The organism is Verruconatronum alginivorum (assembly GCF_056590205.1).
Genome location: NZ_JBWPVQ010000001.1, coordinates 3,951,248 through 3,978,130, shown reverse-complemented (window position 1 = coordinate 3,978,130; position 26,883 = coordinate 3,951,248). Strand labels below are relative to the sequence as shown.

22 protein-coding genes and 1 tRNA gene are annotated in these 26,883 nt (G+C 59.4%); 7 read left to right on the top strand and 16 right to left on the bottom strand.

What is annotated here, in order from left to right:
• Positions 1 to 20: 20 nt before the first annotated feature.
• The gene (locus ACWUI2_RS14305; RefSeq protein ID WP_486983531.1) at positions 21 to 1,022 is read right to left on the bottom strand and encodes a Gfo/Idh/MocA family protein; all 1,002 of its coding nucleotides are present in this window, start codon (positions 1,020 to 1,022) and stop codon (positions 21 to 23) included.
• On the bottom strand, positions 1,019 to 2,029 hold the full coding sequence (locus ACWUI2_RS14300) for a Gfo/Idh/MocA family protein (protein ID WP_486983530.1): 1,011 nt from the start codon (positions 2,027 to 2,029) through the stop codon (positions 1,019 to 1,021). The genes ACWUI2_RS14305 and ACWUI2_RS14300 overlap by 4 nt, the downstream gene beginning before the upstream one ends.
• A gap of 152 nt (positions 2,030 to 2,181) precedes the next feature.
• Between ACWUI2_RS14300 and ACWUI2_RS14295 the strand changes: the two genes are divergently transcribed.
• Positions 2,182 to 2,922: a GntR family transcriptional regulator gene (locus ACWUI2_RS14295; protein WP_486983529.1), complete on the top strand. Its 741-nt coding sequence runs from the start codon at positions 2,182 to 2,184 to the stop codon at positions 2,920 to 2,922.
• A gap of 590 nt (positions 2,923 to 3,512) precedes the next feature.
• Here ACWUI2_RS14295 and acpS read toward each other — a convergent pair.
• The 11 genes from acpS to ACWUI2_RS14240 form a co-directional block, all read right to left on the bottom strand.
• Positions 3,513 to 3,926: a holo-ACP synthase gene (gene acpS / locus ACWUI2_RS14290; protein WP_486983528.1), complete on the bottom strand. Its 414-nt coding sequence runs from the start codon at positions 3,924 to 3,926 to the stop codon at positions 3,513 to 3,515.
• Positions 3,923 to 4,681: a pyridoxine 5'-phosphate synthase gene (locus ACWUI2_RS14285; protein ID WP_486983527.1), complete on the bottom strand. Its 759-nt coding sequence runs from the start codon at positions 4,679 to 4,681 to the stop codon at positions 3,923 to 3,925. The genes acpS and ACWUI2_RS14285 overlap by 4 nt, the downstream gene beginning before the upstream one ends.
• A gap of 136 nt (positions 4,682 to 4,817) precedes the next feature.
• Positions 4,818 to 6,269 (bottom strand): SpoIIE family protein phosphatase, encoded by a 1,452-nt coding sequence (locus ACWUI2_RS14280; protein WP_486983526.1) that lies wholly within the window; start codon positions 6,267 to 6,269, stop codon positions 4,818 to 4,820.
• Positions 6,270 to 6,285: 16 nt separating this feature from the next.
• Positions 6,286 to 6,798, bottom strand: coding sequence for an STAS domain-containing protein (locus tag ACWUI2_RS14275; RefSeq protein ID WP_486983525.1), 513 nt, complete (start codon positions 6,796 to 6,798; stop codon positions 6,286 to 6,288).
• Positions 6,799 to 6,861: 63 nt separating this feature from the next.
• A complete protein-coding gene (locus ACWUI2_RS14270; protein ID WP_486983524.1) occupies positions 6,862 to 9,729 on the bottom strand; it encodes an aconitate hydratase in 2,868 nt (955 codons plus the stop codon).
• A gap of 267 nt (positions 9,730 to 9,996) precedes the next feature.
• On the bottom strand, positions 9,997 to 10,368 hold the full coding sequence (gene rplT / locus ACWUI2_RS14265; protein WP_486983523.1) for a 50S ribosomal protein L20: 372 nt from the start codon (positions 10,366 to 10,368) through the stop codon (positions 9,997 to 9,999).
• A 124-nt stretch (positions 10,369 to 10,492) separates the two neighbouring features.
• On the bottom strand, positions 10,493 to 10,687 hold the full coding sequence (gene rpmI, locus ACWUI2_RS14260; protein WP_486983522.1) for a 50S ribosomal protein L35: 195 nt from the start codon (positions 10,685 to 10,687) through the stop codon (positions 10,493 to 10,495).
• A 93-nt stretch (positions 10,688 to 10,780) separates the two neighbouring features.
• Positions 10,781 to 10,856 (bottom strand) — tRNA-Thr (locus ACWUI2_RS14255).
• Between the two features lie 194 nt (positions 10,857 to 11,050).
• On the bottom strand, positions 11,051 to 12,244 hold the full coding sequence (locus ACWUI2_RS14250) for a sodium ion-translocating decarboxylase subunit beta (protein ID WP_486985068.1): 1,194 nt from the start codon (positions 12,242 to 12,244) through the stop codon (positions 11,051 to 11,053).
• A 271-nt stretch (positions 12,245 to 12,515) separates the two neighbouring features.
• Entirely contained in the window at positions 12,516 to 14,300 is a 1,785-nt protein-coding gene (oadA, locus tag ACWUI2_RS14245) for a sodium-extruding oxaloacetate decarboxylase subunit alpha (RefSeq protein WP_486983521.1), read from the bottom strand.
• 14 nt (positions 14,301 to 14,314) lie between these two features.
• Positions 14,315 to 14,554, bottom strand: a complete 240-nt coding sequence (locus tag ACWUI2_RS14240) for an OadG family protein (RefSeq protein ID WP_486983520.1) — start codon at positions 14,552 to 14,554, stop codon at positions 14,315 to 14,317.
• Between the two features lie 148 nt (positions 14,555 to 14,702).
• Here ACWUI2_RS14240 and ACWUI2_RS14235 point away from each other — a divergent pair, with 148 nt between their 5' ends.
• Both ACWUI2_RS14235 and ACWUI2_RS14230 read left to right on the top strand, forming a co-directional pair.
• The gene (locus tag ACWUI2_RS14235; RefSeq protein WP_486983519.1) at positions 14,703 to 15,878 is read left to right on the top strand and encodes a cysteine desulfurase family protein; all 1,176 of its coding nucleotides are present in this window, start codon (positions 14,703 to 14,705) and stop codon (positions 15,876 to 15,878) included.
• Between the two features lie 16 nt (positions 15,879 to 15,894).
• The gene (locus tag ACWUI2_RS14230) at positions 15,895 to 17,196 is read left to right on the top strand and encodes an MFS transporter (RefSeq protein ID WP_486983518.1); all 1,302 of its coding nucleotides are present in this window, start codon (positions 15,895 to 15,897) and stop codon (positions 17,194 to 17,196) included.
• A 32-nt stretch (positions 17,197 to 17,228) separates the two neighbouring features.
• On the opposite strand, the gene ACWUI2_RS14225 is transcribed toward ACWUI2_RS14230, so the two are convergent.
• Genes ACWUI2_RS14225 through lysS form a run of 3 tightly spaced genes read right to left on the bottom strand, consistent with a single transcriptional unit; the run spans position 17,229 to position 20,662 of the window.
• Positions 17,229 to 17,915, bottom strand: coding sequence for an ABC transporter ATP-binding protein (locus tag ACWUI2_RS14225; protein ID WP_486983517.1), 687 nt, complete (start codon positions 17,913 to 17,915; stop codon positions 17,229 to 17,231).
• Entirely contained in the window at positions 17,908 to 19,146 is a 1,239-nt protein-coding gene (locus tag ACWUI2_RS14220; protein WP_486983516.1) for an FtsX-like permease family protein, read from the bottom strand. The genes ACWUI2_RS14225 and ACWUI2_RS14220 overlap by 8 nt, the downstream gene beginning before the upstream one ends.
• A 25-nt stretch (positions 19,147 to 19,171) precedes the next feature.
• The gene (gene lysS / locus ACWUI2_RS14215; RefSeq protein ID WP_486983515.1) at positions 19,172 to 20,662 is read right to left on the bottom strand and encodes a lysine--tRNA ligase; all 1,491 of its coding nucleotides are present in this window, start codon (positions 20,660 to 20,662) and stop codon (positions 19,172 to 19,174) included.
• Between the two features lie 154 nt (positions 20,663 to 20,816).
• Here lysS and ACWUI2_RS14210 point away from each other — a divergent pair, with 154 nt between their 5' ends.
• The 4 genes from ACWUI2_RS14210 to ACWUI2_RS14195 all read left to right on the top strand — a co-directional run bounded on the left by ACWUI2_RS14210 (position 20,817) and on the right by ACWUI2_RS14195 (position 26,741).
• On the top strand, positions 20,817 to 21,938 hold the full coding sequence (locus tag ACWUI2_RS14210; protein WP_486983514.1) for a hypothetical protein: 1,122 nt from the start codon (positions 20,817 to 20,819) through the stop codon (positions 21,936 to 21,938).
• Between the two features lie 205 nt (positions 21,939 to 22,143).
• Positions 22,144 to 23,595, top strand: coding sequence for an ATPase domain-containing protein (locus ACWUI2_RS14205; RefSeq protein ID WP_486983513.1), 1,452 nt, complete (start codon positions 22,144 to 22,146; stop codon positions 23,593 to 23,595).
• A complete protein-coding gene (locus ACWUI2_RS14200) occupies positions 23,588 to 25,573 on the top strand; it encodes a response regulator (protein ID WP_486983512.1) in 1,986 nt (661 codons plus the stop codon). The genes ACWUI2_RS14205 and ACWUI2_RS14200 overlap by 8 nt, the downstream gene beginning before the upstream one ends.
• Positions 25,574 to 26,171: 598 nt before the next feature.
• Entirely contained in the window at positions 26,172 to 26,741 is a 570-nt protein-coding gene (locus tag ACWUI2_RS14195; protein ID WP_486983511.1) for a hypothetical protein, read from the top strand.
• Positions 26,742 to 26,883 lie beyond the last annotated feature (142 nt).

Genomic DNA, 26,883 nt, shown 5'->3' with positions numbered 1-26,883 from the left:
CAAAATCCCTCCAACGCTCCTCATCCCGGTAGCACGTCGATCGTTTCCGCCGAGAGCTTCGCCAGTTGCCCGCGCAGTTCCGCCAACGAAACCAGTTCTCCCTCCCGTTCCAAAGAGCATTCACCCGCGATCAAAGTGAGCATCAGTTCTTCCGTCTGGGAAAAGGGAAACGGCGGCATTCCGCATCGCAGCATCTCGATAAAGGCCATCATTTGATGCCGGAAGGCGGTGTATGTATCAGTCAGCTTGATACTGATATTCCCTTGGGTTCCGTACAGATGGATAAGCCCGGCGCTCCCGGGAGCTTCCGGTAGAACCGCGATCGTCAAAAGCACGCCATCCGCCCGGGTCACCGTAGCGACCACGGAACTCCGCGATTTCACCATGGATACGGCCTCGATTCCGGGTCCAAGCAACGAATACACCGGCTCGAGGGCATGGATTCCGTAACGCGCCCAGGATTTCGCGGTGGTAGACGAAACCCAGCGGAGCTCGCCCAAATTTCCCAACCGGTCCTTGAGAGCCGCGACTTCCGGAGCATATCGCAACCCGCTCGAGGATAGGAAAACCTTCCCCGACTCCTGCCAGCGGGCGAATCGCCAAAGGTCGAGAAGGTTGGTCGCCAGCGGCTTGTCGACGAAGACCGGAATATTCGCCTCCACGAAAGGCAAGGCCCGGCGCACGTGATCATCCCCGTCATCGGTGGCGATGATCACCGCGTCGACTTCCCCGATGACATCCTCGGGACGGTTTACCACATGGGCGATCCCCGCCGCGGCGGCCACTTGTGGCGCTTCCTGCGGATCGTCCGTCCAAACATGAGTGACCTCCGCGCCTGGGAGGCCAACCGTACCAGCCGGTTGAGCGTTCAGATAAGCCGGAATCACCGGGTAACGGAGGCCGACCGCCGCCGCCATCGCTTCACGGTCATAACCGTTGATGATTGCCGACCACGAATATGGATGAGCGTTTCCTTCGATCATCCCCAACATCGCGAGGCGGATGGTGCCGTGCGCCTTCACAGGACCACCCTCCTTCCGGTCCTAGCCGATTCCAACGCCGCCAGATTGAACTTGAGGGTCCGAATCCCCTCCTCCAATGAACAGAGGTCGGTCTCCTTGCCACAGGAAGCGTCGATAAACGCCCGGGCTTGCGCGGTGAACAGGGCATCGCGGTCCCCCGTCGGCGCCGCATGCCAGTCCCAGTCCGAATCTCCGTGACGAAGAATGCCCCAGCGTTGTCGATGAAACTCAATCCGCAAACTGCCTTGTTCGCAATGAAGCCAGAGGGTCGATTCGTTGGGGGCCTGAAACTGGTTCAACGCATAACTCACCAGAACCTTTCCGTTTCGAGCCGCCACATGGACGGTGTCTTCCACCTCCACGCCCTCGAGCGCCTGATGCGAAGCGTCGCAATACAGCGAATCCGTCGGCCCGACGCACCATTCAACCGCGTTGGCCAAATGGGTCAGGGCATCCTGAATCGCGCCGCCACCGGTCTCATGACGAGCGTAATAAATATCTCGATACGCCGGACGGAAAGTTGGAAAATGCTGGCCGGCGACAACGTTCACCTGGAGGACCCGTCCAAGATCGCCCATCACCAACCGGGACCGCGCCTCCCGCAACGCCGGCAAAACCCGATAAACGTAAGCCATCGCGACCGCCCGCCCCCGTTGCCCCGCCTCGCGCAACAACTCCTCCGTGCCCTGTTCCGTCGTGCTAAGCGGTTTCTCGATCAAGAGATCCTTGCCCGCTTCCAACACCAGCCGTGCCATTCCCACGTGAAGGTGGGCGGGGGTGCAAATCACCACCCCTCCGGGCTCGAACCGATTCAGGGCCTCCGACAAATCCCCGAACCCCGGCACCCCATACTCTCGCTCCAACCGGTCCCGCAGCGACGTATTATTGTCACATACGGCGGCCGACACTCCTTCGATCCGTTGAAAACATCGAAGATGGCGTTCTCCGATGCTCCCCCCTCCCACGATTAATATTTGAAATTCCGACATCACGAAAACAGCGTCCATCCGACCACTGCTGCAACATGTATGCAGGCGTATTTATGTGCTGTCAATCCCAATTCCTGGCGAAAATCATCCGAGGAGGCACCCATTTGAACGACTCTCTGATTTTGTGGAAAGTCCTTGCACCTACCTGTATACATGGTAATGTTAGCCCAATGAATTCCAACGTCGCCTATGACTTCATCCGGCAGAAGATCCTCGAAGGAGATTTCAAGCCGGGCGAATTTCTTTCCGCTCAAAGCCTTTCCGGGGTGGTCGGAGTCAGCCGGACGCCCGTCCGGGAAGCGCTCCTGCAACTCGAAAACGATGGGTTGGTCGAGATCACCCCCCGCCTGGGGGCCGTAGTGAAGTCGATGAGCTTTTCGGAGTTCAAGGATTTATGCGAACTTCGCCTGGCGTTCGAAACGTTCGCCGCCGGGTTGGCCGCCGAGCGTCACGACCGGGATGACCTGGAGGCGATCAAGGTTTGCCTGGAAGCGATGCGCGAGGTCGCCCACCGGCTCGAGCCCGATTCTCCGGCGGAGGAGTGGCGCATCCTCGGGAAGGAGGATATTCGGTTCCATGTCGCCGTGGTGGAGGCGGCGCACAACGATTTGCTCCTCGAACAGATTCTTCGTTTCCAATTCATCCACCGGGTGGTCTCCCCTTCCAGCATGCCGGGCCAGGAATTGAAGGACGACCGCAACAATCCGGTCGAAGTCTGGGAGAGCCATCTCAAGATTTTCGAAGCGATTCGAAAACGCGACAAACCCCGTGCGGTGGACCGGATGAACGAACACCTCCAAGCCGGGATTGACGTGCAATTGGCCAAGATGCGTAGCCTCAATCCACTCGGTTCGCGGGCAAAACGAGCCGGCCGCCACAGCTTGGCTTATTCCGCCGTCGAGGAGGTCTAAGGACGAGTTCCGCCCTGCGGGGCGGCTGAATGCCGTCCCTCCTGGGTCTCACGCACAAGACCGGTTCATCATTCAGCAGGTATTTAGGGGGTTATTCGGAGCTCATTTGGCTTTATCGCGGGGAAGAAAAAACACCCCACCATGCTCGCGCATGGCCCCCCCTCTCAAGAGCCAATATCCGGGCTGCGCCCGGGGAACAACATGGAATGAAACTTCCTCGCCACTGGGAGGGATGGCATCCTGCCGTCCGCCGTCGGCGTCGTTTCAAGATAAGGTCGGCTGGAAGCCAACCCTCCGATTTAGCCCTGCGACCCGCATGAACAGTAACGTTTCATAAGAGAGGATCTGCGTGAAAAGTTTCCCTCTTGAGCGGTGGGGTGCGTCTCCCGGCGGGTTCGGTCGGCCATCGACCTGTTCGGATGGGATACATTTCGCCGCGAGAATGCACAAAATGCTCAAAGGCAAAGACTTAAACGGAAGGGCCGATTCACCCAACGGGTTACTGGTAATAGTCGGCCTCTTATGAGCTAGCCCATGCTTCTTGTGTATTCTGCGCCTTTTTGCGGCTACTCCAACTGCAGAGTTTAGGTTCATCTCTCCCGTCGCAGCAACGCGGCGACCGCCTGGGCCAGCTGTTCGGTGTGGGTAAGCGAGATCCAGGCGTGGGTGGCCCCAACCTCACGCAAAAGCCTTTCGCCTTGTTCATCGAGGCGGACCAACGGTTCCTGGCGCTCCCCTTTGTAGATGGATATCGATTTCCACCCGAGGGAGGCGCCGATCCCGGTCGTGAAGGCCTTCGAGACCGCCTCCTTCGCGGCGAAACGGGCGGCGAGATGTTTGTGCGGGTGTTTCATCGCCAGGCAATAATCGAGTTCCTCGGCGGTATAGACCCGCTTCAAAAATCGATCGCCCTGACGCTCCATCACCCGGCGTATCCGCTCCACCTCGACAAGGTCGGTTCCCAATCCGACCAAATAACCTCCTTCGGGCAACACCAGGCTCATCGGGTGTTCATCCGGGTTTTCATTTCACGAACCGCTTCGGCGATCCCGGTCGACAAGGCCCGGCTGACGATGCTGTGACCGATATTCAATTCATGCAACCAGGGCAACGTCCGGACTTCTGCGATGTTGACGTAATTGATCCCGTGCCCGGCGTTTACAATCAATCCGAGTTCGTGGGCGAGAGCGGCCCCCCGCCGGAGTTTTTCGAATTCGCGTTTCCGGTTTTCCGAATGGTAATAAGCATTCGCATAAGCTCCGGTGTGCAATTCGATGATCGGCGCCTTCAACCGGGCCGCCGCTTCGATCTGAGCCGGTTCCGGATCGATGAACAAACTTACGTCGATCCCGGTTTCCGCCATCGCTTCGACCACCGGACGAACCCGCTCGACTTGACCGGCGACGTCGAGCCCCCCTTCGGTCGTCACCTCGTCCCGGCTTTCGGGAACGAGGCAAACCGTCTCCGGTCGAATCCGTCGGGCAAAGGCGGTCATTTCAGCCGTGCAGGCCATTTCCAAATTGAGGCGAGTGGCAATGGATTCGCGCAAGCGTTCGATATCGCGGTCCTGAATATGCCGGCGGTCCTCGCGGAGGTGAGCCGTGATACCATCGGCCCCGGCCTGCTCCGCCGCCAAGGCGAGCGCCACCGGATCCGGTTCCACCATTTGACCGCTGCCCCGTTCGTTTTCCCGATAGCGGGCTTGCCGAACCGTGGCGCAATGATCGATGTTGACTCCAAGAAAGATGAGGGAAGACATGACTCGAAGAAAGCCCGGCATCATGACCCCGACCGGGCCACCGGGGCAAGTAAGTTCTCCGGTCCTTTTCAAGTCGCCCGGCAGCCCGCGATGCGGTGAACCCGGATTCCGCCCAGGGCCGCCTTGGGCGAGGCCCTCAGGGTGAAGACGTTCGTTTACGTTTCACTGTCACCAGGCTGATGTCGTCGCCGAAGCGTCGGCCCGAGAAGCGTTCGACGGAATTCAAGATACCTTGATTAAGCTCCTTCGAGGAACGGTTGCGGAGGGTTTTCACCGCATCGGCCAAGCGGTTGCCGGAGAACTCCACCCCCTCATCGTTGGCGGCTTCCGTCACGCCATCGGTGTAGAAAACAAAGGTATGTTCCGGCTCGAACGGAACGATTCGATCTTCGATCACCGCATCGAATAATTCGTTATCGACCAATCCGACCGCGATCCCTTCCGACGCGACCATTTCTGTCACGTGCACTCCCTTCTCGGCATCATAACGGCAGTGCAACGGCAACTCGTGTCCGGCCCGGGCGAAGACCAATTCCCCCTTCTCCACATCGATCACCGCGTAGATCAGGGTGATAAACATGTCCTGCCGCATGTCCGGCGCCATCGCCCGGTTCAATTCGCTTAAGACCCGCGACGGAGAATCGTAAAGCTGGGAGAAGTGACGCAAATGACACCGGCAGATCGTCATCAACAATGAGGCCGGAATTCCTTTCCCCGACACATCCGCGATGACCAGGGCCATCCGGGTCGGCGAAAGGGGGAAAAAATCGTAGAGATCGCCCCCGACTTTTTGAGCCGGGATGTAGACCGCATCCATTTCCAACTCCGGTATCGCCGGATATTCCTTCGGCAAAAGCATCTGCTGGATGTTGCTGGCCAAACTCAAATCGAGATCGAGCTTCTTCTTCTCCAGTTGAAGATTCAGCAGATCGGCGTTGTGAATCGCCAACCCAGCTTGATCCGCGAGGCTTTGCACCAGGGAAAAATCGGTCTCGTTGAACGACATCCCATCGGCCGGGTTGGCAACCGCCAACACTCCGATCAGCCGTCCGCGGAAGACGATCGGGGCGGCGATGATCGACTTCACCACGAGGGCCGGGTCATCGTGACGAACGACCCGCGAATCCTCGGCTCCGTTCTGGACCAGAACCGCCTCCCCTTCTTCGGCCACCATTCCGATCAAACCTTCACCAAAGGGGATCGTCTCCGACTTGAGAATCTGCTCGATGAACTTGGCCCGGGTGATCAACTTCACTTTCGAGCGTTCCGGCAAGGGAGATTGCGGCGGAAAAAGGCCTTCCACGGCGCTCCCTTTCAGCGTCGCCTCCCCGGTCCGTTCGAAAACGCAGGCGCTCAACGCCCCGGTGCTCAAAATCGCGGCGTGGACGATCCGCTGAAAAAGTTCCTCCCGGTTCAACCCTTCTCCCAACGCCTCCACGAGGTCGTGCATGAAATCGACGACCAATTGCTTCTCCTGCTGAATCAACTGCTTCTCTTCATCCAGGCGGGCGATATCTTGTCTGGCCAGGAAGTAAAGGGAGACAAATACGATCGCGAAGGTAACCGCGATAATGAAAAGGAAGACCATAAACGACGAAGAAAGGTCACATACGCTCGACCTGGTTTTTCAAAAAGCCCACAACGTCCTGGAATTTGCTCCGGTTCCGCTCGTCGGCTTCGATCAAATTCTCGTGCGCCTTCAGCACCAGTTTCGCGTTTTCCAGTTCGGCCTTGCCCGAGGCGGTTTCCAATTGAGACGCCTCCTGGGAAAGATCGGTCTGCCGCTCCCCGGAATCGACAGTCATGATCCGATGCAGCCCGAGATTCCGCACCAGTTCCAGATTGCGGGCGCCCAACCGGCACAGAATAATGGTGCCCGGGGGATCGGATCGACGGAGATCGAGGGCGGCCCCGGCGATGATCCCCAGAAAAGTGCTGTCCATACTGGTGCAATCGGCGAAATCGACGATGAACTGACGCTTCCCCGTTGCGATCATCTTGCCGAAAAAATCGCGCAAGGGACCACTGTTCACGAAGGAAACTCTCCCGGTGACCTTCACGATCGCCGGGTCTGAATACACATCCACCAGGAATGCCGATGCTTCGTTTTCGGACATATTCGTCCTTGTAAAAGGCGCCGCATCGGTTGATCGGCCTTTGCGGCGCCGGGTATTTTTGGCTTATCGATTTTCTTTGAGAATCTCCCTCAATACATAAGGAAGAATTCCGCCATGTCGGTAATATTCGATTTCAATTGGAGTATCTATCCGCACCAAAACCGGAACCGTCTCGATCTTTCCATCTTTCCGTTCGATTTCGAGATCGAGTTGCTGACCGGGCTTCAAATCATTTGAGAGTCCCTTCAGCGAGAAAAGTTCCGAGCCGTCGAATCCAAGCGAGCCGGCGTTATGATCCGCCTTGGCGAATTCCAGGGGCAAGACGCCCATGCCGATCAAGTTGCTCCGGTGGATACGTTCGAAACTCTTCGCCACAACCGCCTTCACCCCGAGGAGCCGGGTACCCTTGGCGGCCCAGTCGCGGGAACTGCCCATGCCATAATCTGACCCGGCGAAAACGATCAACGGGTTGCCCCGCTTCTTGTATTCTTCGCAGGCGTCGTGGATCGGCATCACTTGTCCATCCGGCAGCAGCTTGGTGAAACCGCCTTCCTTGCCGTCGGCCAACAGGTTCTTGATCCGGACGTTGGCAAAAGTCCCGCGGGTCATCACACGGTCGTTGCCGCGGCGCGATCCGTAGGAATTGAATTCGACCGGTTTGACCCCTTTCGATTTCAAATATTTTCCGGCCGGGGTGGTCTCGTTGAACGCTCCCGCCGGGGAAATATGGTCGGTGGTCACCGAATCGCCGAGGATCAACAACGGGCGCATCTTGCTGACCGGTTCGATCGGGTTCGTCTCCATCGAGAATCCCTCAAAATATGGGGGATGCTGGATGTAGGTGCTGTTTTCGTCCCACTGGTAAAGCTCGCCGCCGGCGACATCGACCGCGTTCCACTCGGGATTGGCGTCGAGGGTCCGGTATTTTTCCTGGAACATCTCCGGCTTTAATCCACGGTTGATCGCATCCTGAATCTCCTCGCTGGTCGGCCAGATATCCCGGAGGTAAACCGGTTTTCCATCCTTGCCGGTGCCGAGCGGTTCTTTTTCCAAATCGAGGTCGACCCGTCCGGCCAACGCAAACGCCACCACCAGCGGCGGCGACATCAGGAAATTGGCCTTCACGGCGGAGTGGACCCGGGCCTCGAAGTTCCGGTTGCCGGAAAGGACACTGGCCGCGACCAAATTGCCCCGTTCGATCGCTTCTTCGATCGGAGCCGCCAACGGGCCGCTGTTCCCAATGCACGTGGTGCATCCGTAACCGACCAGGTTGAACCCGAGGTGATCGAGGTACTCGTCGAGGCCGGTCTCCTTCAGATAATCGGTCACTACCCGGGAGCCCGGAGCCAAACTGGTTTTCACGTAGGAAGGAACGTTGAGCCCCTTTTCCACCGCCTTTTTCGCCAGGAGTCCCGCCCCGAGCATCACGCTCGGGTTACTGGTATTGGTGCAACTGGTGATGGCGGCGATCAACACCGAACCGTGACCGATCTCGAAGGTCCCTTCCCCGTGCATGTGGACCCGTTCACCTTCCTCGGCTACGTCGGTCGGACGGTTGTTGGCCATTTCAGTTTCACTCCAGATCCGGCCGCCGGTGCCGTCGGCCAACATCGCCTGGCTGCCGGAGCGATGGCGACTCGGCAACTCCTCGGCGGAAAGGGTCACCATCTCGCGCCGCCCGCGGTCGCCCCTGGCGAGACCGAAGCCGCCCTCCAGAGCGGGAGCCTCGAAAAGGGCGTTGAAACGGTCGGCCAAATTCGGCAATTCGATCCGGTCCTGAGGACGCTTCGGCCCCGAGACCGACGGGCGCACCTTCGAGAGATCGAGTTCGAGCACCTTGGTGTAGTCGACCTCCCCTTGACGCGGAATCCCAAACATCCCTTGCGCCTGATAATAATCGCGCACCAGATTCACCTGTTCTTCAGTCCGGCCGGTCGCCCGCATGTATTTCAAACTCTCCTCGTCAATCGGAAAGAACCCGCAGGTGGCGCCGTATTCGGGAGCCATATTGGCGACGGTGGCTCGGTCGGCGACAGTCAAATTTTCCGCCCCTTCGCCAAAGAATTCGACGAATTTGCCGACCACCTTTTCCGCCCGCAGCATTTCGGTGATTCGGAGGGTCATGTCGGTCGCGGTCACTCCCTCCCCCAGCTTGCCGGTTAAATGAACCCCGACCACTTCCGGAGTCAGGAAATAGACCGGCTGACCGAGCATCCCGGCTTCCGCCTCGATTCCGCCGACGCCCCAGCCGAGGATACCGAGTCCGTTGATCATCGTGGTGTGCGAATCGGTTCCGACCAGGGTGTCGGGATACAGGACTTGACCATCCTCCGCCTGCTGACTGAACACAAGGCGAGCGAGGTATTCCAAGTTGACCTGGTGGACGATCCCGATGGCGGGCGGTACCACTCCGAAGGTTTCGAAGGCCTGCTGGCCCCATTTCAGGAACTCGTAGCGCTCGCGGTTGCGGCCAAACTCGATTTTCAAGTTCTCGAGGAAAGCGTTGGGCGTTCCCGCGCGATCGACCTGCACGGAATGGTCGACCACCAGATCGACCGGAACGAGCGGCTCGATCAGCCCCGGCTCCCGGCCGATCTTCGCCACCGCCGACCGCATCGCGGCCAAATCGACCAGCAACGGCACTCCGGTAAAGTCCTGCAACAGGATCCGCGAAACGACGAACGGAATCTCCGTTTTGGCCGGTTGACGCGCGTTCCAGCGGGCCAGACCTTTCACATCCTCTTCAGTCACCCGCTTGCCGTCGCAATTGCGCAGGACGGATTCGAGCACCACGCGCAAACTGACCGGCAGGCGTGAAATGGGACCGAGGCCGCCTTCCTCCAGGGCCGGAAGCGAGTAATAATACCGCTTTTCGCCGGCGCCGGAACCCAAAGTTCGCAAGCTGTTAAGTGGATTGGACGGAGTCTTCATCAATTGGAATCGAACGTGCGTTTCAAGAAATTCGTATCTGTTTAACAATGAACCTTCCCCAACGACCGGCCCGCTTCCGGAGCCGACGCTAAAAAAGGCACCTAGTTTCAAAACATCTAACCGATCAAGGCAAGAGGCAATTCAACAGAAACGCTTTACGGGTCAGGGCTATTTTATCTGGCCTGCCGTTGCCATGCCCGGCGCACCAAAAAAAAAGGATTCCCGGGGGAACCGGGAATCCTTTTGAAAAAACAAACGGTGATTTGATCAACCAGCCGCTTTCGCCTCCAAGGCGGCTTTCGCCTTTTCGACGATCGCTTGGAATGCGACCTCGTCCCTGACGGCGAGATCGGCCAATGCCTTCCGATTGAGTTCGATTCCGGCCTGCTTGAGCCCTTCCTGGAAGCGGCTGTAGCTCATGCCGGCGTCACGGCAGGCCGCGTTGATCCGAACAATCCAAAGGGAACGCCACGTCCGCTTCTTGCGGCGGCGGTCCTTATAGGCATGCTGTAACGCATGGTCGACGGCTTCCTTCGCATAGCGAAAAAGCTTCGATTTATTGCCGCGATAGCCTTTGGCCATCTTGACCATTTTGCGGCGTCTGTCGCGGGAGGCGGGTGAGTTGGTTGCTCTAGGCATGTTTCTTCTCCTTGTTTAGGTTTGGATAGAAACCGGCGGGTCGCCTGGTTATTTTCACCCGGCCGGTTCGAAAAAGACCCCCGCGGTGAACGTTTGTTCCTCGCGAGGGTCGAAAGTGGATGGATTACAGACCGAACGGAAGAGCGGTCTTGATGACCTTCGCCTGACCCGGCGCGACTTCCTTGTCCTGCGAGTTGCGGCGCTTCTGCTTCGGCGTCTTCGACGACATCAAATGCCGTTGCCCCGGGCTTCTCCGCATGACTTTGCCGGATCCGGTGATTTTATAGCGCTTCGCGATAGATTTCTTGGTCTTTTGCATGACTGTAAAAAGTGAAAAGGAAGAAGAGAACCTAATCCCTCCCCCGCTGTAAAGCGAATATTGGAAAAAAGTTAAATTCTCCCTTCTGAAAAATGGAGCCGGCGATGGGACTCGAACCCACAACCTACGGTTTACAAAACCGTTGCTCTGCCAATTGAGCTATGCCGGCATTATCTGTTTGAGAGCCACTTGAACTCTCCCGTCCTTTTCCAGTTCCGAGCAGAACAGGAACAGAACGAAGGAGCTACGATTCCCACCGCGGGGAAAATGTCAAGAGACTCATTGTTTCAATTTTACCGGGCGAACCCCAGCACGCCCTCCCAAATAAACAAAAAACCGATTACCCGCAGTCCCCGCGACGTGTTACAAAGCCAGGATTGCCAATAAAACGCCGGCGGCGACGGCGGATCCGATGACGCCGGCGACGTTCGGTCCCATCGCGTGCATGAGAAGGAAATTATCCGGATCTTCTTCCTGACCGACCTTGTGCACCACCCGGGCCGCCATCGGCACCGCGGATACGCCCGCCGCGCCGATCAACGGATTGATCTGTCCCCCGGTCATTTTACACATCACTTTCCCGATCAGCAATCCGGCCACCGTCCCCAACGAGAAGGCGACCAAACCGAGAACAATGATCCCGACCGTTTCCAGATTCAAAAAGGTCTCCGCCGACAAACGGGACCCGATCCCGAGTCCCAGGAAAATGGTGACGATATTGATCAACTCGTTTTGGGCGGTCTTGGTCAAGCGATCGACCACGCCGCACTCCCGCAACAGATTGCCGAACATCAACATCCCAATCAGGGGAGCGGCGCTCGGCAACAGGAGCGCGGTCAAGGCCAGCAACATGATCGGAAAGGTGATTTTCTCCAAACGGGAGACCGGCCGGAGTTGTTTCATCCGGATTTTCCGTTCCGCCGGACTGGTCACCATACGCATCAGCGGCGGTTGGATTAACGGCACCAAAGCCATGTAGGAATAAGCCGCGACCGCCACCGCCCCCAGGAGTCGGGGCGAGAGCTGCGACGTCAGAAAGATCGAGGTCGGACCGTCGGCCCCGCCGATGATCGCGATCGAAGCGGCGTCGGCCAAACTGAAGTTGATTCCGGGAATGACGTTCAACAAGACCGCGCCCAGGAGAGTGCCGAAGATCCCGAATTGGGCGGCGGCTCCGAGCAAGGCGGTCTTGGGATTCGCCAGCAGCGGTCCGAAATCGGTGAGCGCCCCCACTCCCAAAAAGATGAGCAACGGAAAAAAGGTCGTCTGGATCCCGAGCGTGTAGATGACATCCAGGAAGCCGCCCGGATCGCCGATGCCGGCCAACGGGATATTGGTCAACAAAGCCCCGAAACCGATCGGCAGCAACAAGAGTGGCTCGAACTTCTTGAAGATGGCGAAATACAGCAACAGGAGACCAACTCCCAGCATCACGATTTGCCCGATGGAGTGGATCGGCTCCCCTCCCCGCAACCATTGGTAGATCCCAGTGCTGCGGACAATCTGCGAAATCAATTCGTCGATCGGCGGCAGTTCTTCCCGCACCGCCGGAAACATCCGCAGGTCGACTTCCTGGTCGGGATCAACCACCTCCCCGGCGGCGCCCGCCACCGGGCGCTCTTCCGCAGGTTCATTCTCTTCCACGGCCGAGCGGTTCTGGCCGTGGGCAGGCGGAGAAGCTGGCGCGGGTTCAGGCGCAGCGACGGGAATCTCCGCTTGTTCGGCGGGAGGAGTCTCCGCTTCCACTTCGGCGGATAGCCCGACGGGCCCCGCCAGCGAGAAGAGGAGCAGGAAGACAAAAAGAAACCGCAAGTCCATCGAGGCGATTTTAATTGAGGGTCAGCAGGGTCTGGCCCGGCTCGACTTTATCGCCAGGTTTCACGAAAACCTCGCCCACTTGGCCGTCGCTCGGCGATTTCACATCCATTTCCATTTTCATTGATTCAAGCACCAGCACCGTATCCCCCTTCTTCACCGAAGTGCCGGGGCCGGCCTTGATTGAAATCACCGCCCCGGAAATCGAGGCTTTCACCGGTTCTCCTGCGCCCCGCGGAGCCGAAGGCGCCGCCGCGGCGGCGGCCGGTTTGGTTTCCCGGACCTCAGTGGAAGCGGGTTTTCCGCCCTTGCCGTCCGAGACGGTCACCTCGAATGACCGGCCCTCCACCGTGACCTGATAGGTTTCCGGTCCCCGCGCTGCCGGGGCGGACGCTGCGCCCGCCGGTGGAGCCGGTGGTTGGATCGGTTGGGTCGGATCCTTCTCCGGCGGCAACGGCTGGCCGCGAGTCTCGAAAAAGGCCGGGGCGTAGTTCGGGAAGAGCCCGTAGGTCAAGGCGTCTTCCACCCCGCGATATTTGGAACCGAGTTTCTCTTTGGCTTCCGCTTCGAAACGGGCCATTTCCGGCTCGAGAAGATCGGCGGGACGGCATTCGACGATTTCGTTCTGCGCGATTCCGGCGAGCTTGATCACTTCCGGATCCGGGGCGGTCGGGGTCTTGCCGTATTTCCCGGCCAAAAGATCCTTTGATTCGCGGGTGACGGTTTTGTAACGGCCGTAAAGGACATTGAAGACCGCTTGGGTTCCGACGATCTGAGAGGTCGGGGTCACCAGCGGCGGGTAACCGAAATCCTTCCGCACCCGGGGGATTTCCTCCAAAATCTCATCGATTTTGTCGGCTTGGTTCATCTCCCGGAGTTGCCCTTCCATATTGGTATACATCCCGCCCGGCACTTGAGCGACGAGGATGCGGGCGTCGGCTCCTTTTTGGTCGCCTTCCCACCGGCTGTATTTCTTCCGGACTTCGCGGAAATGCTGGGCGATCCGGAGGAGGACCGGCAAATCGAGTCCGGTATCCCACTCGGACCCGGCCAACGCCGCCACCAGCGATTCGGTCGCCTGGTGCCCGGAAGCTCCGGAAATGGAGCTGATGGAAGTGTCCACGATATCACAACCGGCCTCGATCGCGGCGAGATTGGTCATCGACGCCAACCCGGCGGTGTCGTGGGTGTGCAAATGGACGGGCAAGCCGACCTTCGATTTCAAGCCTTTCACCAACTCCTTGGCGGCGGGCGGCGTGAGGAGACCGGCCATATCTTTGATACAAATCGAATCACATCCCATCTCCTTCAGTTCGATTCCCTGCTGGATGAAGGATTCTGTCGAATGGATCGGACTCGTCGTGTAGGAAATACAACCTTCGGCCCATTGGTTGGCCCGTTTGGTGGCCTGGATCGCGACGGTCAGGTTCCGCAGGTCGTTCAATGCGTCGAAAATCCGGAAGACCTTCACTCCGTTGGCGGCGGCGGTTTTTACGAACGCCTCGACCACGTCATCCGAATAGTGCCGGTAACCGACGATGTTTTGCCCTCGGAGCAGCATCTGCATCCGGGAATTCGGCATCGCTTTACTGAGGGTCCGGATCCGGTCCCAGGGATCTTCGTTCAGAAAACGGATACATGTGTCGAAGGTCGCTCCGCCCCAAGACTCGACCGACCAGAAGCCGGCGCGGTCGATGTCGCTGAGAGCCGGCAACATGTCGTCGATTTTCATCCGGGTCGCGAGCAGCGATTGATGGCCGTCGCGAAGCACGAGTTCGGTGATCTGTAGTTTTCCCATGGATTTTTTTATCGTTACTTTCCAGCCCGGTAGCGATGCACCGCGGCCGAGACGGCCACGATCAGTTTGCGATCGAGATCCGCCCCTTCGTCCCCTTTCGGCGGCGCCGGAGGAGGCGGCACATGCTGACGGCTATACGCCCACTGCGTGCCATACATCATCAGGACCAGAAGTCCTAAAAAAGCGAAAACGATGCTCATCCCCAAGAGCATCACCCATAACGCTTCGTCAAAGAGATACTGTTCCGTATTCAATTCCAACACGTTACAAGGCGGTCCAAGATTCGGCAAGCATCGATCCAGTGAAAATATCCCATGCTGAACTTTTCCCAATCCACGCGTGATCGGAGACGGTTTTTCGCTGGAGAATCGCTCCGGCGAATGCGAACATGGCCGGACGGTCATGCCTTACTTCGATTACAACGCCACCGCCCCCTTGCTTCCCGTCGCCCGGGAGAGTTGGCTGCGGGCTTCGGAGGAATCGTGGCAAAACCCGTCGAGTCCCTACCGCTCTGCGGCCCGCGTCCGCAACCTCCTTGAAGCCGCCCGCGGGCGATTGGCCGGGATCCTCGGCCGCGAACCCGGCGAGGTTGTCTTTAATTCCGGCGCCACCGAGGGGGTAAACGCCGTTTTCGCTTACTGCGCCTCTCGGCCCGACCTCGCCGGACGCGCGGTCTTGATTTCGCCCGTCGAACATCCGTGCGTGGTCGCCGCCGCCGAACGCTTCTTCCCCGGAAGAGTCCGGCGTTGCGAGATCGATCCGTCCGGACGGCTCGATCCCGGGTCGATCGAACGCCGCCTCGGCGCCGAGCCGTTCGCCTTGGTCTCCATCATGGCCGCCAACAACGAGACCGGTATCACGCAACCAGCGGAAGCAGTCTCCACGATCTGTCGCCGAGCGGGTGTCTGGTTCCATTGCGACGCCGCCCAATGGGCCGGAAAACTCCCCTTGCTAGCGATCGGCCCAGGCAGTTTCGTGACGGCGTCGGCCCACAAGTTTGGCGGTCCCAAAGGGTGCGGTTTCCTGCTCGTTCCCGCCGGAGCATCGGAGTTCCACGGTCAAACCGGAGGCGAGCAAGAGCATGGCCTCCGCGCCGGAACCGAAGATTACCCCGCCGTCGCTGCCATGGTGGCCGCACTGGAGGAGGCGGAAATCAGGATCGCTCGCCCCGGCCCGATCGCGGATCGGATTTTCTGGAGGAAAAACTTCGAAGACGAAGTGCGAAAACGAATACCGGAAACGCGACTCGTCGGCGAATCATGCGACCGGCTTTGGAATACGGTTTCCCTCATTCTCCCGACGGGAACTAACGACCGCTGGGTCCGCAAACTCGACCGTCTCGATTTCCAGACGTCCACCGGATCGGCCTGCGCCACCGGCAAGGAAGGTCCTTCCCACGTGCTCGCCGCGCTCGGTTTCCGCCCGGAAGAAGCCCGCCGGGCAGTCCGGATCAGCGCGGGTTGGGAGACGACGGCGGAAGATTGGCGACGGTTGGCCTCCGCGCTGGAAGAAGTGTATCGGGAAATGCGGGACGACGGCCCAGACGGCGCCCCCCTGACGGTGGTGATCCGCCCGTGAGAAATCATTTCGGCCGATGAACGATCCACGCGCCTCCTCCGGTCCCTCCGAGGAAAGACCAGTCCATCCTTTGACGCCCCCTCCTTCGCCCCTTCCCCCGGGCCAGATCGCCGACGATCCCGAGCTCTCCGCGGGCGAAGCGCAAGACCGGATGAAACGAACGTTCCGTTGCGATTTGGTCAAAGGGGCCTGTGGCGGCGTGATCGAAACCGGCTGGCAGGTTTTCGCCCTCCTCCTAGCGGTCCGGGTCTTCGAGGCCTCCGCCGAAGCGAAAGCTTCCATCGCGGCGGCCAGCGCCTATGGGCTGCTGTTGACGCCATTGAGTCTCTTTCTGATCGCCCGGCTCGGTCCGACGGTGGCGAAGGCGGCTTCGTTCTGTTTCTTTGGGGCGGCCGCCGGACTGTTGTTGGCCGTTTTTTCCACCAGTCTCCTTTGGTTCGCGGTGGCGGTCATCGGCTCGGCGATTCTCTTCACCCAGCATGTGCCATTGATGGTTCACATCTATTCCGCCAATTACTCGCCGAAGAGCCGGGGGTCGAAACTGTCCAACAGCATCGTGCTGTCGGTGATCACCGCCGCCCTATTTTCCCATGCGGGTGGAGTTGTTCTCGACCGCGATTTGGCGAATTACCCGTGGCTTCTCGCCACCATGGCGATCGCAGCATTGATCGGCGGGTTTTCCGTCGGCCGGATGCCCTCGACTCCTCTCCCGGCCTCGACCAGTCGCAACCCATTGGCCGACCTGAGCTACGCCTGGAAGGACCGGGTCTTTGGATTGATGCTCACCGTCTGGATGTTGATGGGGCTGGGAAACCTGATCGCCATCCCTCTCCGGGTCGAATACATGGCCAACCCGCGGTTCGAAGTTGAAGCCACCAACGCCCAGATCGCCCTGGTGATCGCGGTGATTCCCTATGTCGCCCGGCTGCTGACCACCCACCTCTGGGGATACCTGTTCGATCGACTCAATTTCGTGGTCGTGCGAACCCTCCTGAACACCTGTTTCCTTATCTCGATCCTGATTTTCTTCAACACCCGCGAAATCTGGCTGCTCGGACTCGCCGGAGCCATCTTCGGAATCGGCACCAGCGGCGGCAACATCGCGTGGAATCTTTGGGTGACCAAGCTCGCCCCGGGCGACAAAGTGGCCAACTACATGAGCGTGCACACCTTCACCACCGGTCTTCGCGGCGTAGTCGCCCCCTACATCGGCTTCCTGCTGATCACCCACTTCACTCCCGGAATTTCCGCCGCCGTTTCAGCCGGCTTGATCACCCTCTCGATCATCTTCCTGATGCCGATGAAAAGCCGTTGGTAAAAAATCGGGCCCGTTCAGGTCCCGACTTCCGTTCAAGTCCCCTCTTCGTGCAGCAATCCAAGGTGCAACTCGGTCCGGCGGGCGGTTTGTTCCGCGTGGGCCCGGCTGTGGGTGACCAAAACCAGACTAGCCGCTTCTTCGGCGCAGACCCGCAACAACAGTTCCATGATCGCCGTCGCCGTGATTTCGTCCAAATTCCCGGTCGGTTCGTCCGCCAAAATCACCCGGGGGTGGTTCATCAACGCCCGCGCCACCGCCACCCGTTGCATTTCCCCGCCCGACAACTGCGACGGCAAATGGTCGATTCGTTCGCCCAACCCGACCCGTTCCAGCAAATCCTTCGCCCGCTGCCGCGCCTGGCGCAACGGCTGGCCCGCGATTCGCGCCGGCATCAGGACGTTGTCCAACGCGTTGATTTCCGGAATCAAGTAAAACGACTGGAAAACCATCCCGATAAAACGCGAGCGAACTTTCGCCATCCGGCCGTGACGCCCGGCCTGGACCGGTTCGCCATCCCACGACAGCGTTCCTCCGTCCCCCCCTTCCAAACCGGCGAGGATGTGGATCAGGGTGGTTTTGCCCGATCCCGAGGAGCCGCGGATACTCAGGCTTTCTCCTCTGAACAACCGTAGGTCGACCCCGCGCAACACCTCGATCCGTTTCTCGCCGCTGCGGAACGATTTCGTGAGGCCGACCGCCTCCAATACCGGTTCACTCATTGCGGAAAGCCTCCGTCGGTTTCATCCGCGACGCGCGGATCGCCGGCAACAATCCGGCCAGGGTGGAAATGATGATCGAACATCCGATGATCACCACGAAATCGGCCCGGGCATAATGCACCGGGATTTCGGTGAAATGGTAAAACCGGCGCAAGGCTTCCTCGCTCTGCGTCAGCCGCGCGAAGGTGTAGACGATGTTGTTGCGGAAATGGAGCACCACCAGGGCGGCGATCACGCCGAAAAAGGTTCCGGCCACCCCGAGGAGGAATCCTTGAAAACAGAAACAGGCCGCGATGTGGCGGGGTTGCGCCCCCAACGCCCCGAGGAGCCCGATTTCCTTGGTCTTCCGGACCACCGTGATCAAAAGCGAGCTGGTGATGGCGAAGGCCGCCACCAAAATAATGAACAACAAAAGGAAAAAGAGGACGTTTTTCTCCAACTGCAGCACGAAGAGAAAGTCGCGGTTGGTGTCGAGCCAGGAGAGCGCGACCAGTCCGGGAGGGAGGATCGCGTTCAACTCGTTGGCCACCCGGTCTGAATCGTAGCCGCGTTCCAGACGAACCGCCACCCCATGCACCCCGTCGCCGAGTCCGTATAAATCCTGCATCAACCGGCGGGTGCCGACCATGGTCCGTTCGTCGACCTGGTGCCAGCCGCTTTCGAAAATCCCGGCGACTTCCAACTCCCTCGGCAACAGAATCTCGTCCCGTTTCAACCGATCCAACATCAACGGCGAATAAACCTCCACCGTCATGCCGACCCGGGCGCCGAGCGAAATCGCCAACCCGGAACTCAGAAAGATCGAATCGTCGTGGAGGTCGTCGAGTTCCCCGATGATGAGGAAATCTTCGATCGGAATCACTTCCTCCTCCGAATCGAGTTCGACGCTGCGGATCATCGGAAAGGCCGGCCGCTGATCCCGCTGGACCATCACCACTCCATGCGCGTAGGGCGAAGCCCTGGCGATTCCCGGATGCCCGGCGACTTGGTCGAGCACTTCCCAGACATCACGCATCACATCCCCGGGCGCCGCCGTCTCAATCGTGATATGACCGCTCGTATCCACGATCTTGGAACGCAACTCCTCGCCGAATCCGTTCATCACGCTCTGCACGATGATCAAAATCATCACCCCGAGCATCACCCCGCAGGTCGAAACGACCGTGAAGAAATGCACCCGTTTTCCCGAGGGAAAGAGTTGCTTAAGGGCCAGATAAAAATGCCAGGGCATAAAACGTGCGACCGTCGTCCCGGCGTCAGGACCGGGCCGGGGCCGGAGCGGCGGTCCGCTTCATTTGCGGAAACAGGATGACGTCGCGGATGCTTTCCGCGCCGGTCAACAGAATCAACAGGCGGTCGATTCCGATTCCCATGCCCCCGGCCGGCGGCATGCCGTGCTCGAGCGCCAACAGGAAATCCTGGTCGACATTCTGGATTTCCTCGCCGGCCTGCGCCTCGAACATTTCCCGCTGCACGAACGGATCGTTCTGCTCGGAATAAGCCGGAGCGATTTCCTGACCGTTGATGCAGAGCTCGAACACGTCGATGGTGCCCGGATCTTCCCGGTTGATCTTCGCCAACGGACAGAGTTCCTTCGGCAAATAGGTGACAAAGGTCGGCTGGATCAAGGTCGGCTCAATCCGCTTTTCGAAGATTTCGTGGGTCACCTCAAAATCCTCCGCGTCGTCGGCCACTTCGAGCCCCATTTCCCGGACCCGCTTCATTTTCTCCTCCCGGCTGTGCGAAAACCAATCGGCGTCGCCGGTCTTTTCCCGGATCAAATCCTTATAGGAACGCTCCGCCCATTCGCCGCCGAGCTCGATCACCTGACCGCTCGGCTGCTCGATCGAGGTGGTGCCGAGCACGTCGCGGCAGAGCGTCTGGACCAAATCCCGGACCAAGGTCATCATCCCGCGGAAGTCGGTGTAGGCTTGATACACCTCCAGCATGGTGAATTCCGGATTGTGACGCCGGGAGAGTCCTTCGTTGCGGAAATTCTTCCCGATCTCATACACCCGGTCGAAGCCTCCGACCAGGAGCCGCTTCAAATAAAGTTCCAACGCGATCCGGAGGAAAAAGTCGCTTCCGAGGGAGTTATGATGAGTGACGAACGGACGGGCCGCCGCCCCGCCCGCGACCCCTTGCAAAACCGGGGTCTCGACTTCCATGAAGTTTCTCTCATCGAGAAATTGACGGATCTTGGCGATAACCTTGCTCCGGATGAAGAAGCGTTGGCGCGAATCCTGGTTCACGATCAGATCGAGATACCGCTGACGGTAAATCTGTTCGCTGTCGGTCAACCCGTGCCACTTCTCCGGCAGCGGGCGCAAAGACTTGCAGACCAAGGTGTAACCGGTGGCCCGAACCGTTACCTCCCCGGTGCGGGTCCGGAAAAGGGCTCCGGAGGCGCCGAGGATGTCGCCGATGTCGAGCCGCTTGAACGCCGCGAACGCCTCGTCGCCGACCTCGTCCCGCTTCAGGTAGATCTGGATCTGCCCCCACATATCCTGGAGCTTCGCGAAAATGCTTTTCCCCATCACCCGCACCACCATCAGGCGACCGGCCACGGCGACCGTCGGCTGCTCCGCCTCTTCCTCGTCGCGGAAGGCGGCGACCGCCTCGGCGGAGGTGTGGGTCGGAGTGAATTCGGCCCGAAACGGATCGAAGCCACCGTCGCGCATTTCGCGCAACTTGCCCAGCCGCATGGCGTAAAGATCGTGCGTGTTATCGGTCGGAGTCTCGTTCATAAAACGGCAACCAATACGTCGAAAGCCCCCGAATATCAAACGGAAACTGACCGGCGATTTCTCCCGCAATACCAAACCGCTTCGACCTGCCTCCAAATGTTTAGTTTTCGAAACAAGGGGTTGACCCAGTCCGTTGCCGCCGTGTGATAAACGGATGCGTATTCACCGCTCCTCCCGGTTTTTCCAATTTTTTTCCATCCCGCTCTGGCTGCTCGTTATCGTGGCCGGCTCCGGGTGCCAAACCATCGGACCGCGGGGCATCGAAGAGGGGCGGCAGGGCTACAATGAGGCCATCCAGCGGACCAACGACGAACAGTTGCTCCTCAATCTGGTGCGGCTCAAATACCGGGACACACCTCTTTTCCTCCAAATCGGCAGCGTCTCGTCCCAGATGCGTCTCGACCTCGGCGCCGATCTTTCCGCCGATTTCCGTTCCCCGGGGCGGGCGTTGGCCGGTTATGGGTCGGGAGCCCGGATCGGGGTCTCCGACACCCCGACCATCTCCTACTCCCCGCTCCAAGGCGAAGATTTCACCGAGCATCTGCTCCGTCCAATTTCCCTGGAATCGGTGCTCCTCCTTTACCATTCCGGCTGGAGCATCGAACGAATCCTGCGCCTGACCGTCCAGCGGATGAACGGTGAGCGGAATGCCGTCAACGCCTCCGGCCCGACCCCCGGCTACCCGCCCCAATTCGAAAATTTCGTCCAAGCCGCCCGCATCCTGCGTTCCCTCCAAATCCGCGATGGCATCGATGTCGGATTCGAAACCGACGGCGGCGCCTCGCCCATCCCTCAACTGTTCGTCATGCCAACCGCCGCCGCATCGGACGATTGGCAAACCCTCGCCGGACTCCTCCGCCTCGACCCGGCGATTCTCCGCTACCCGATACGGAGTGGCACCGCCATCGGCGCGACCGCCCCCGACGCGTTGGTCCTCAATACCCGCTCGTTGATGGGAGTCCTGTATTTCCTGGCGCAGAGCGTCGAGGTTCCCGAGGAACATCGGGCCGGAGGACTCGTGACGATCACCCGATTCGAGGATGGGGTCGAATTCGATTGGACGGAGGTTCTCGGCGATTTGATCCGGATCCGAAGCTCCGCCCGCGCGCCTCGCGGGTCCGCGGTGGCGGTGCGGTATCGCGGGTATTGGTATTATATCGACGACGCCGACCTCGAAGGAAAATCGACTTTCAATCTGGTCTCCCAATTGTTCCAACTCGAGACGGGAACCCACAGCTTGGCCGCTCCAGTGCTCACTCTCCCGCTCGGAGGGTGAGCGCCCGCCCCCCCACGAGGCGTCGGTTCTCCCCTGAAAGCTTCCTGCGGAATCCCCTTCAAACCGCTTCCAATCCGACACTAGATATTTGACCAGATTTACCCTAGCTGGTAAAATGCTCGCTAGGTCAGTGGGAAGAGTCGTTCTCCTCCTGCCGCCTCTCAACTTTATGGTAAACAGTCAAAGAAAACGGACCGCCTTAGGTGTGGCAGGGCTCGATGAGATCCTGGAAGGCGGACTTCCCTCGAACCGCACCTACTTGATTCAGGGAGACCCGGGCGTCGGCAAGACCACGCTCTCCATGCAATTCCTTTTGGAAGGACGCCGCCGAGGCGAAAGTTGTCTCCTTATCTCTCTCGCTGAAACCCGCGACGAACTCGAAGAAATCGTCGCCTCCCACGGATGGTCGTTGGACGGTATCCACCTGTTCGAACTCTCCGCTCTCGAAAAACAACTGGAACTGGAGGCCCAAAGCACCCTTTTCCGCCCGTCGGAGGTCGAGCTGAACCAGACCACCGACATTCTGGTCAAGGAGATCGAACGCATCAAACCGCAACGCCTCGTCTTCGACTCGCTCTCCGAACTCCGCTTGCTCGCCCACGATCCGTTCCGGTTTCGCCGACAGGTCCTGGCGATGAAACAATTCTTCGCCAGCTTCGACGCGACGGTTCTCCTGATCGACGACCGCAGCACGGAAAGCTCCGCCCTTCAGGTCCAGAGCATCGCTCACGGGGTGATCCATCTGGAGGGACTCCCGTTGGAATACGGCGCCCAACGCTACCGCCTGCTGATTCAAAAAATCCGCGGGTCGAAATTCAAAGGGGGATACCACGATTACCGGGTGGAAACCGGCGGCATGCAGGTCTTTCCCCGCCTTGTCGCGGCGGAGCACGCCAACAAACAGAAAGACGAACACGTCAGCTCCGGCATTGCGGGACTCGACCGCCTGCTGCGAGGCGGCCTGGACCGCGGCACCAGCACCCTGATCATGGGGCCCTCCGGGACCGGAAAGTCGACGTTGGCCGGCCACTATCTGCACGCCGCCGCCATCCAAAACCGACGCTCCGCCTACTTCACCTTCGACGAATCGGTCGATTGCTTCATCTCGCGGTGCCAGGTGATCAACCCAAACTTCGCCACGATGGTCGAAAAGGACCTCATCCGGGTCCGCCAGATCGACCCGGCCGAGATTTCGCCCGGCGAGTTCGCCCACTCCATCAAAGACTGCGTCCTCCAAGATGAGGTCCAAATGGTGGTCCTCGACAGCCTGAACGGCTTCCTGAACGCCATGCCCAACGAGAAGCTCCTCAATATCAAACTCCACGAGCTTCTCACTTTTCTCAGCCAACAGCAGGTGACGACCCTCTTGACCGCCACCCAGCACGGCGTCATCTCCGGACCATCGGAAATCGATATCACCTACCTGTCCGACACAGTCATCGTTCTACGCTACTTCGAAGCCCACGGACACGTGCGGCAAGCGATCTCCGTCATCAAGAAACGAACCGGCAGCCACGAACGCTCGTTGCGCGAATTCAAGATCACCGACAAGGGATTGCAGGTCGGCGAACCGCTGACCGAATTCCACGGAGTCCTGACCGGGGTGCCCGAATATTACGGGTCGAGCAAACGGATGATGGAGGAATCGGGTGCCTGAGTCTCTCCGCGCAACTCCCGAGGAACAACGGGTGCTCCTGGTCGCTCCCACCGGAAAAGACGGAGCCCTCGCCCAACAGGTTCTCGGAACTTACGACCTCGATGTCCACCTCTGCGCCTCCCTCCCCGCCCTGTGCGAGGAGGCGCAGCGGGGCGTCGGGGTCATCATGATCGCTGAGGAATCCCTCAATACGGCGGGGATGGCGATGTTCGAGAAATTCCTCGCCGACCAACCCGCCTGGTCCGACCCCCCGATCATCTTCCTGACGAGCCGCTTCTCGGCCTCGGTGCCTCAACAACACCTGCGGATCTTCAATCACAGCGGCAACGTCAACATCCTCGAACGGCCACTCCACGGCCTCGGACTGGTCAGTTCCGTCCAGGTCGCCCTTCGAGCCCGGTTGCGCCAATACCAGGTCCGCAACCTTCTCGACGAACGCGAAACCGTCCTCGCCAGCATCAACGACTCGTTCGCCATGGTCGACCACGACTGGCGTTTCATTTTCGCCAACCGCCGCGCCAGCGAAATGTACGGAGCGCCGGTCGAAGAACTGATCGGCAAGAACAAATGGGAGGTGATCGGCGACGCGGTCGATGACAACTACCGCCGCCACATGGAGATCGCCGCGACCGAAAAACGGGAAGTCAGCATCGAGTTCTTCCACCCTGTCACCCGACGTTGGTATGAGAAGCGCTTTTATCCTTCCGATGGAGGCACCGCCATTTTCGCGACCGACATCACCGAACGGAAAGAAGCCGAGGACCAACTCAAAGCCCTCAACCTGACCTTGGAAAAAAGGGTCGCCGAACGAACCGCCGTCGCCGAACAGAAAAACCGCCAACTACGCGCCCTCGCCTCGGAGTTGACCGAGATCGAACAACGCGAACGGCGGCGGCTCGCCCACATCCTCCACGACAGTATCCAGCAGCTGCTGGTGGCCACGAAGCTGCGGGTCAGCATGCTCCAGAGCCGCGCCACCGAGCCGGAAAACCGGGAAGCCCTTCACGAAATCGACGAATTGATCGGCCGCTCGATCGACGAATCCCGTTCGTTGACCGTCGAACTCAGCCCGCCGATCCTTTATGAGGGCGGACTGGGAAACGCCATCCAGTGGCTCAGCCGCCGAATGGAAAACGACCACCATTTGAGAATCGAACTCGATTGCGACGACGAAATCGCCCCGGCCAGCGACGACATGAAGGCCTTCCTCTTTGAAGCGGTTCGGGAATTTCTCTTCAATGTCATCAAACATTCGGGAGCCAAAGAAGCCGCGGTCACCTTGAAAGCCGCCGCCCCCGGGCTGGGAGTCCTGACCGTCCGCGATTCCGGCGACGGATTCGACCCGTCCCAACAATCATCCCAACAAGGCGGATTCGGCCTTTTCAGCATCCGTGAACGCCTTGAGCTCTACGGCGGCCGGATCGCCATCGACAGCGCCCCTGGCAAAGGCGCGACGATCAGCCTCTTTTTTCCGGTTCAAATCGAGGAGGACTCCCGCCAGCCCTCCACCACCTGCGCCGGCGACGACTCATCCGACGAGGCGTTGACCGAAGGCGAAAAAGCCCTTTCCCGACCGAACGTGATCCGGGTCTTACTGGTTGACGACCACCAGATGGTCCGGGCCGGATTGGCGACCCTCCTCAAGGCCCAAAGCGATATTGAAGTGATCAGCGAGGCGTCCGATGGTCTGATGGCCATCAAAGAAGCCCGGTCGGCCAAGCCGGACGTGATCATCATGGACGTCAACCTGCCCCACTTGAACGGGGTGGAAGCCACCCGGTTGATTCGTTCCGAATTTCCCCACGTCAAGATCATCGGACTTTCGATGCACGAAGAAGAAGACATGGCCCAAAACATGCGGAATGCCGGAGCGTGCGCCTACATCACGAAGGGCGCCGCCTCAGAAACCCTCGCGGCGACCATCCGGTCCTGTTGCGGACGGAATTCCACCGATTGCCTCCCCGCAGCGGCCGGTTGAAACTACACTCCGCAGTTGGAATAGCCGCATAAAAGCGCAAAATACGCAAAACAATGGGATGGCTTCATGAGCGGCCGATTTACCAGTCCCACGGAGGATGACCAGCCCTTCCGCTTAAGTTCCTATTTCTGCCCTTTTGTCCCTTTTCGCGGCTGAATAGAGAGTATCCGAAAAGGTTTTCGGTCGTTCCCTGGTAGTAAAAGCGGAGAAGACAACACACCCCACCATGCTGGCGCATGGTCCCCCCCTCTCAAGAGGGGATCAGCGTAAAAAAGTTCCCCCCTCTTGAGAGCTGGGGACCGCTCGCCAGAGTGGTGGGGTGTGTAGCGGAGCCGATCCGGCGAACGCCAACCCTTTTCGGGACGGGGTCTCAATACTGCTGTTTTAAAATTGAAAAAGACCGCGGGACGGATCGGGCCGCATTTTTTCGAAAAACGCACGGTTTCCCGCCTTCCGTCTTGCATCGTGCAACTGATGCTCGCCCTTCGCCCCGCCGCAACCCGCTGAAATTGGGCCATCCCGGTCCGACGCCGCCTTGGCACCATCCTTGCTCCCAGTTCGAGGAATCAACAAATCCACAAACCAAGGAACGATCAAAATGAAAAAAATCAGCTATATCATCGGAGCCGCGCTCCTCGCCACCCCCTTGCTTTCCGCTCAACAAGAGCAACACCGGGAAATGAGCGCCGACCACCGCCAGGCCTTGGAAGAACACCTCGATTGGCAGGAAAAAATCGCCGAAGCCAGGCTCGAACACCTGCAAGCGATGCGGATCCTCGCCGAAACCCAAGCCGCCCTTCTTACTCATGAAGCGGTCCTGGAAAAACACGCGGCCCACGTCGCCCGCCACGGTCGCCACATCGCCCGCCACCAAATGGACCTGCACGAGGGTCAACAAGCCGACGCCGGCGGACAACGCGACGTCGCCCAAACCCACCAGGATCTCCAGGAAGAACACCGGCGCATGGCGGAGCTGCAAAACCAACTCGATCAGCAACACCAACAACTCCTCGATCAAGTGACCTCTTTGGGCGAAGTCCTCCAAAACGTCCGCGGCGCCAAGATGGCCGCCCTCGAAGAAACCCTGGAGGAACCGATCGTCTTCGGCGAACGCCCGGAAGAACGCGATCAAGAAGAGGAGGACAAAACCGAAGAAGAAAAAGACTAACGCAAAGGTTCACCCGATGAGTAGTGGGGTTGGCTTCGCCGCCCCACTTCCACGGTGTTCATAACGGCGAAAACCCTTTCCCCCCGGCCGCGACGACCGACGTTAAACTTCATCCGACGCTCCCGTCCGCCGCCGTCGGGCG

Coding starts and splice junctions, on each gene's coding strand:
- ACWUI2_RS14300 (WP_486983530.1), bottom strand. CDS start 2,029: ATGGACGCTGTTTTCGTGATGTCGGAATTTCAAATATTAATCGTGGGA.
- ACWUI2_RS14295 (WP_486983529.1), top strand. CDS start 2,182: ATGAATTCCAACGTCGCCTATGACTTCATCCGGCAGAAGATCCTCGAA.
- acpS (WP_486983528.1), bottom strand. CDS start 3,926: ATGAGCCTGGTGTTGCCCGAAGGAGGTTATTTGGTCGGATTGGGAACC.
- ACWUI2_RS14285 (WP_486983527.1), bottom strand. CDS start 4,681: ATGTCTTCCCTCATCTTTCTTGGAGTCAACATCGATCATTGCGCCACG.
- ACWUI2_RS14280 (WP_486983526.1), bottom strand. CDS start 6,269: ATGGTCTTCCTTTTCATTATCGCGGTTACCTTCGCGATCGTATTTGTC.
- ACWUI2_RS14275 (WP_486983525.1), bottom strand. CDS start 6,798: ATGTCCGAAAACGAAGCATCGGCATTCCTGGTGGATGTGTATTCAGAC.
- ACWUI2_RS14270 (WP_486983524.1), bottom strand. CDS start 9,729: ATGAAGACTCCGTCCAATCCACTTAACAGCTTGCGAACTTTGGGTTCC.
- rplT (WP_486983523.1), bottom strand. CDS start 10,368: ATGCCTAGAGCAACCAACTCACCCGCCTCCCGCGACAGACGCCGCAAA.
- rpmI (WP_486983522.1), bottom strand. CDS start 10,687: ATGCAAAAGACCAAGAAATCTATCGCGAAGCGCTATAAAATCACCGGA.
- ACWUI2_RS14250 (WP_486985068.1), bottom strand. CDS start 12,244: ATGTTTCCGGCGGTGCGGGAAGAACTGCCGCCGATCGACGAATTGATT.
- oadA (WP_486983521.1), bottom strand. CDS start 14,300: ATGGGAAAACTACAGATCACCGAACTCGTGCTTCGCGACGGCCATCAA.
- ACWUI2_RS14235 (WP_486983519.1), top strand. CDS start 14,703: ATGCCTTACTTCGATTACAACGCCACCGCCCCCTTGCTTCCCGTCGCC.
- ACWUI2_RS14230 (WP_486983518.1), top strand. CDS start 15,895: ATGAACGATCCACGCGCCTCCTCCGGTCCCTCCGAGGAAAGACCAGTC.
- ACWUI2_RS14225 (WP_486983517.1), bottom strand. CDS start 17,915: ATGAGTGAACCGGTATTGGAGGCGGTCGGCCTCACGAAATCGTTCCGC.
- ACWUI2_RS14220 (WP_486983516.1), bottom strand. CDS start 19,146: ATGCCCTGGCATTTTTATCTGGCCCTTAAGCAACTCTTTCCCTCGGGA.
- lysS (WP_486983515.1), bottom strand. CDS start 20,662: ATGAACGAGACTCCGACCGATAACACGCACGATCTTTACGCCATGCGG.
- ACWUI2_RS14210 (WP_486983514.1), top strand. CDS start 20,817: ATGCGTATTCACCGCTCCTCCCGGTTTTTCCAATTTTTTTCCATCCCG.
- ACWUI2_RS14195 (WP_486983511.1), top strand. CDS start 26,172: ATGAAAAAAATCAGCTATATCATCGGAGCCGCGCTCCTCGCCACCCCC.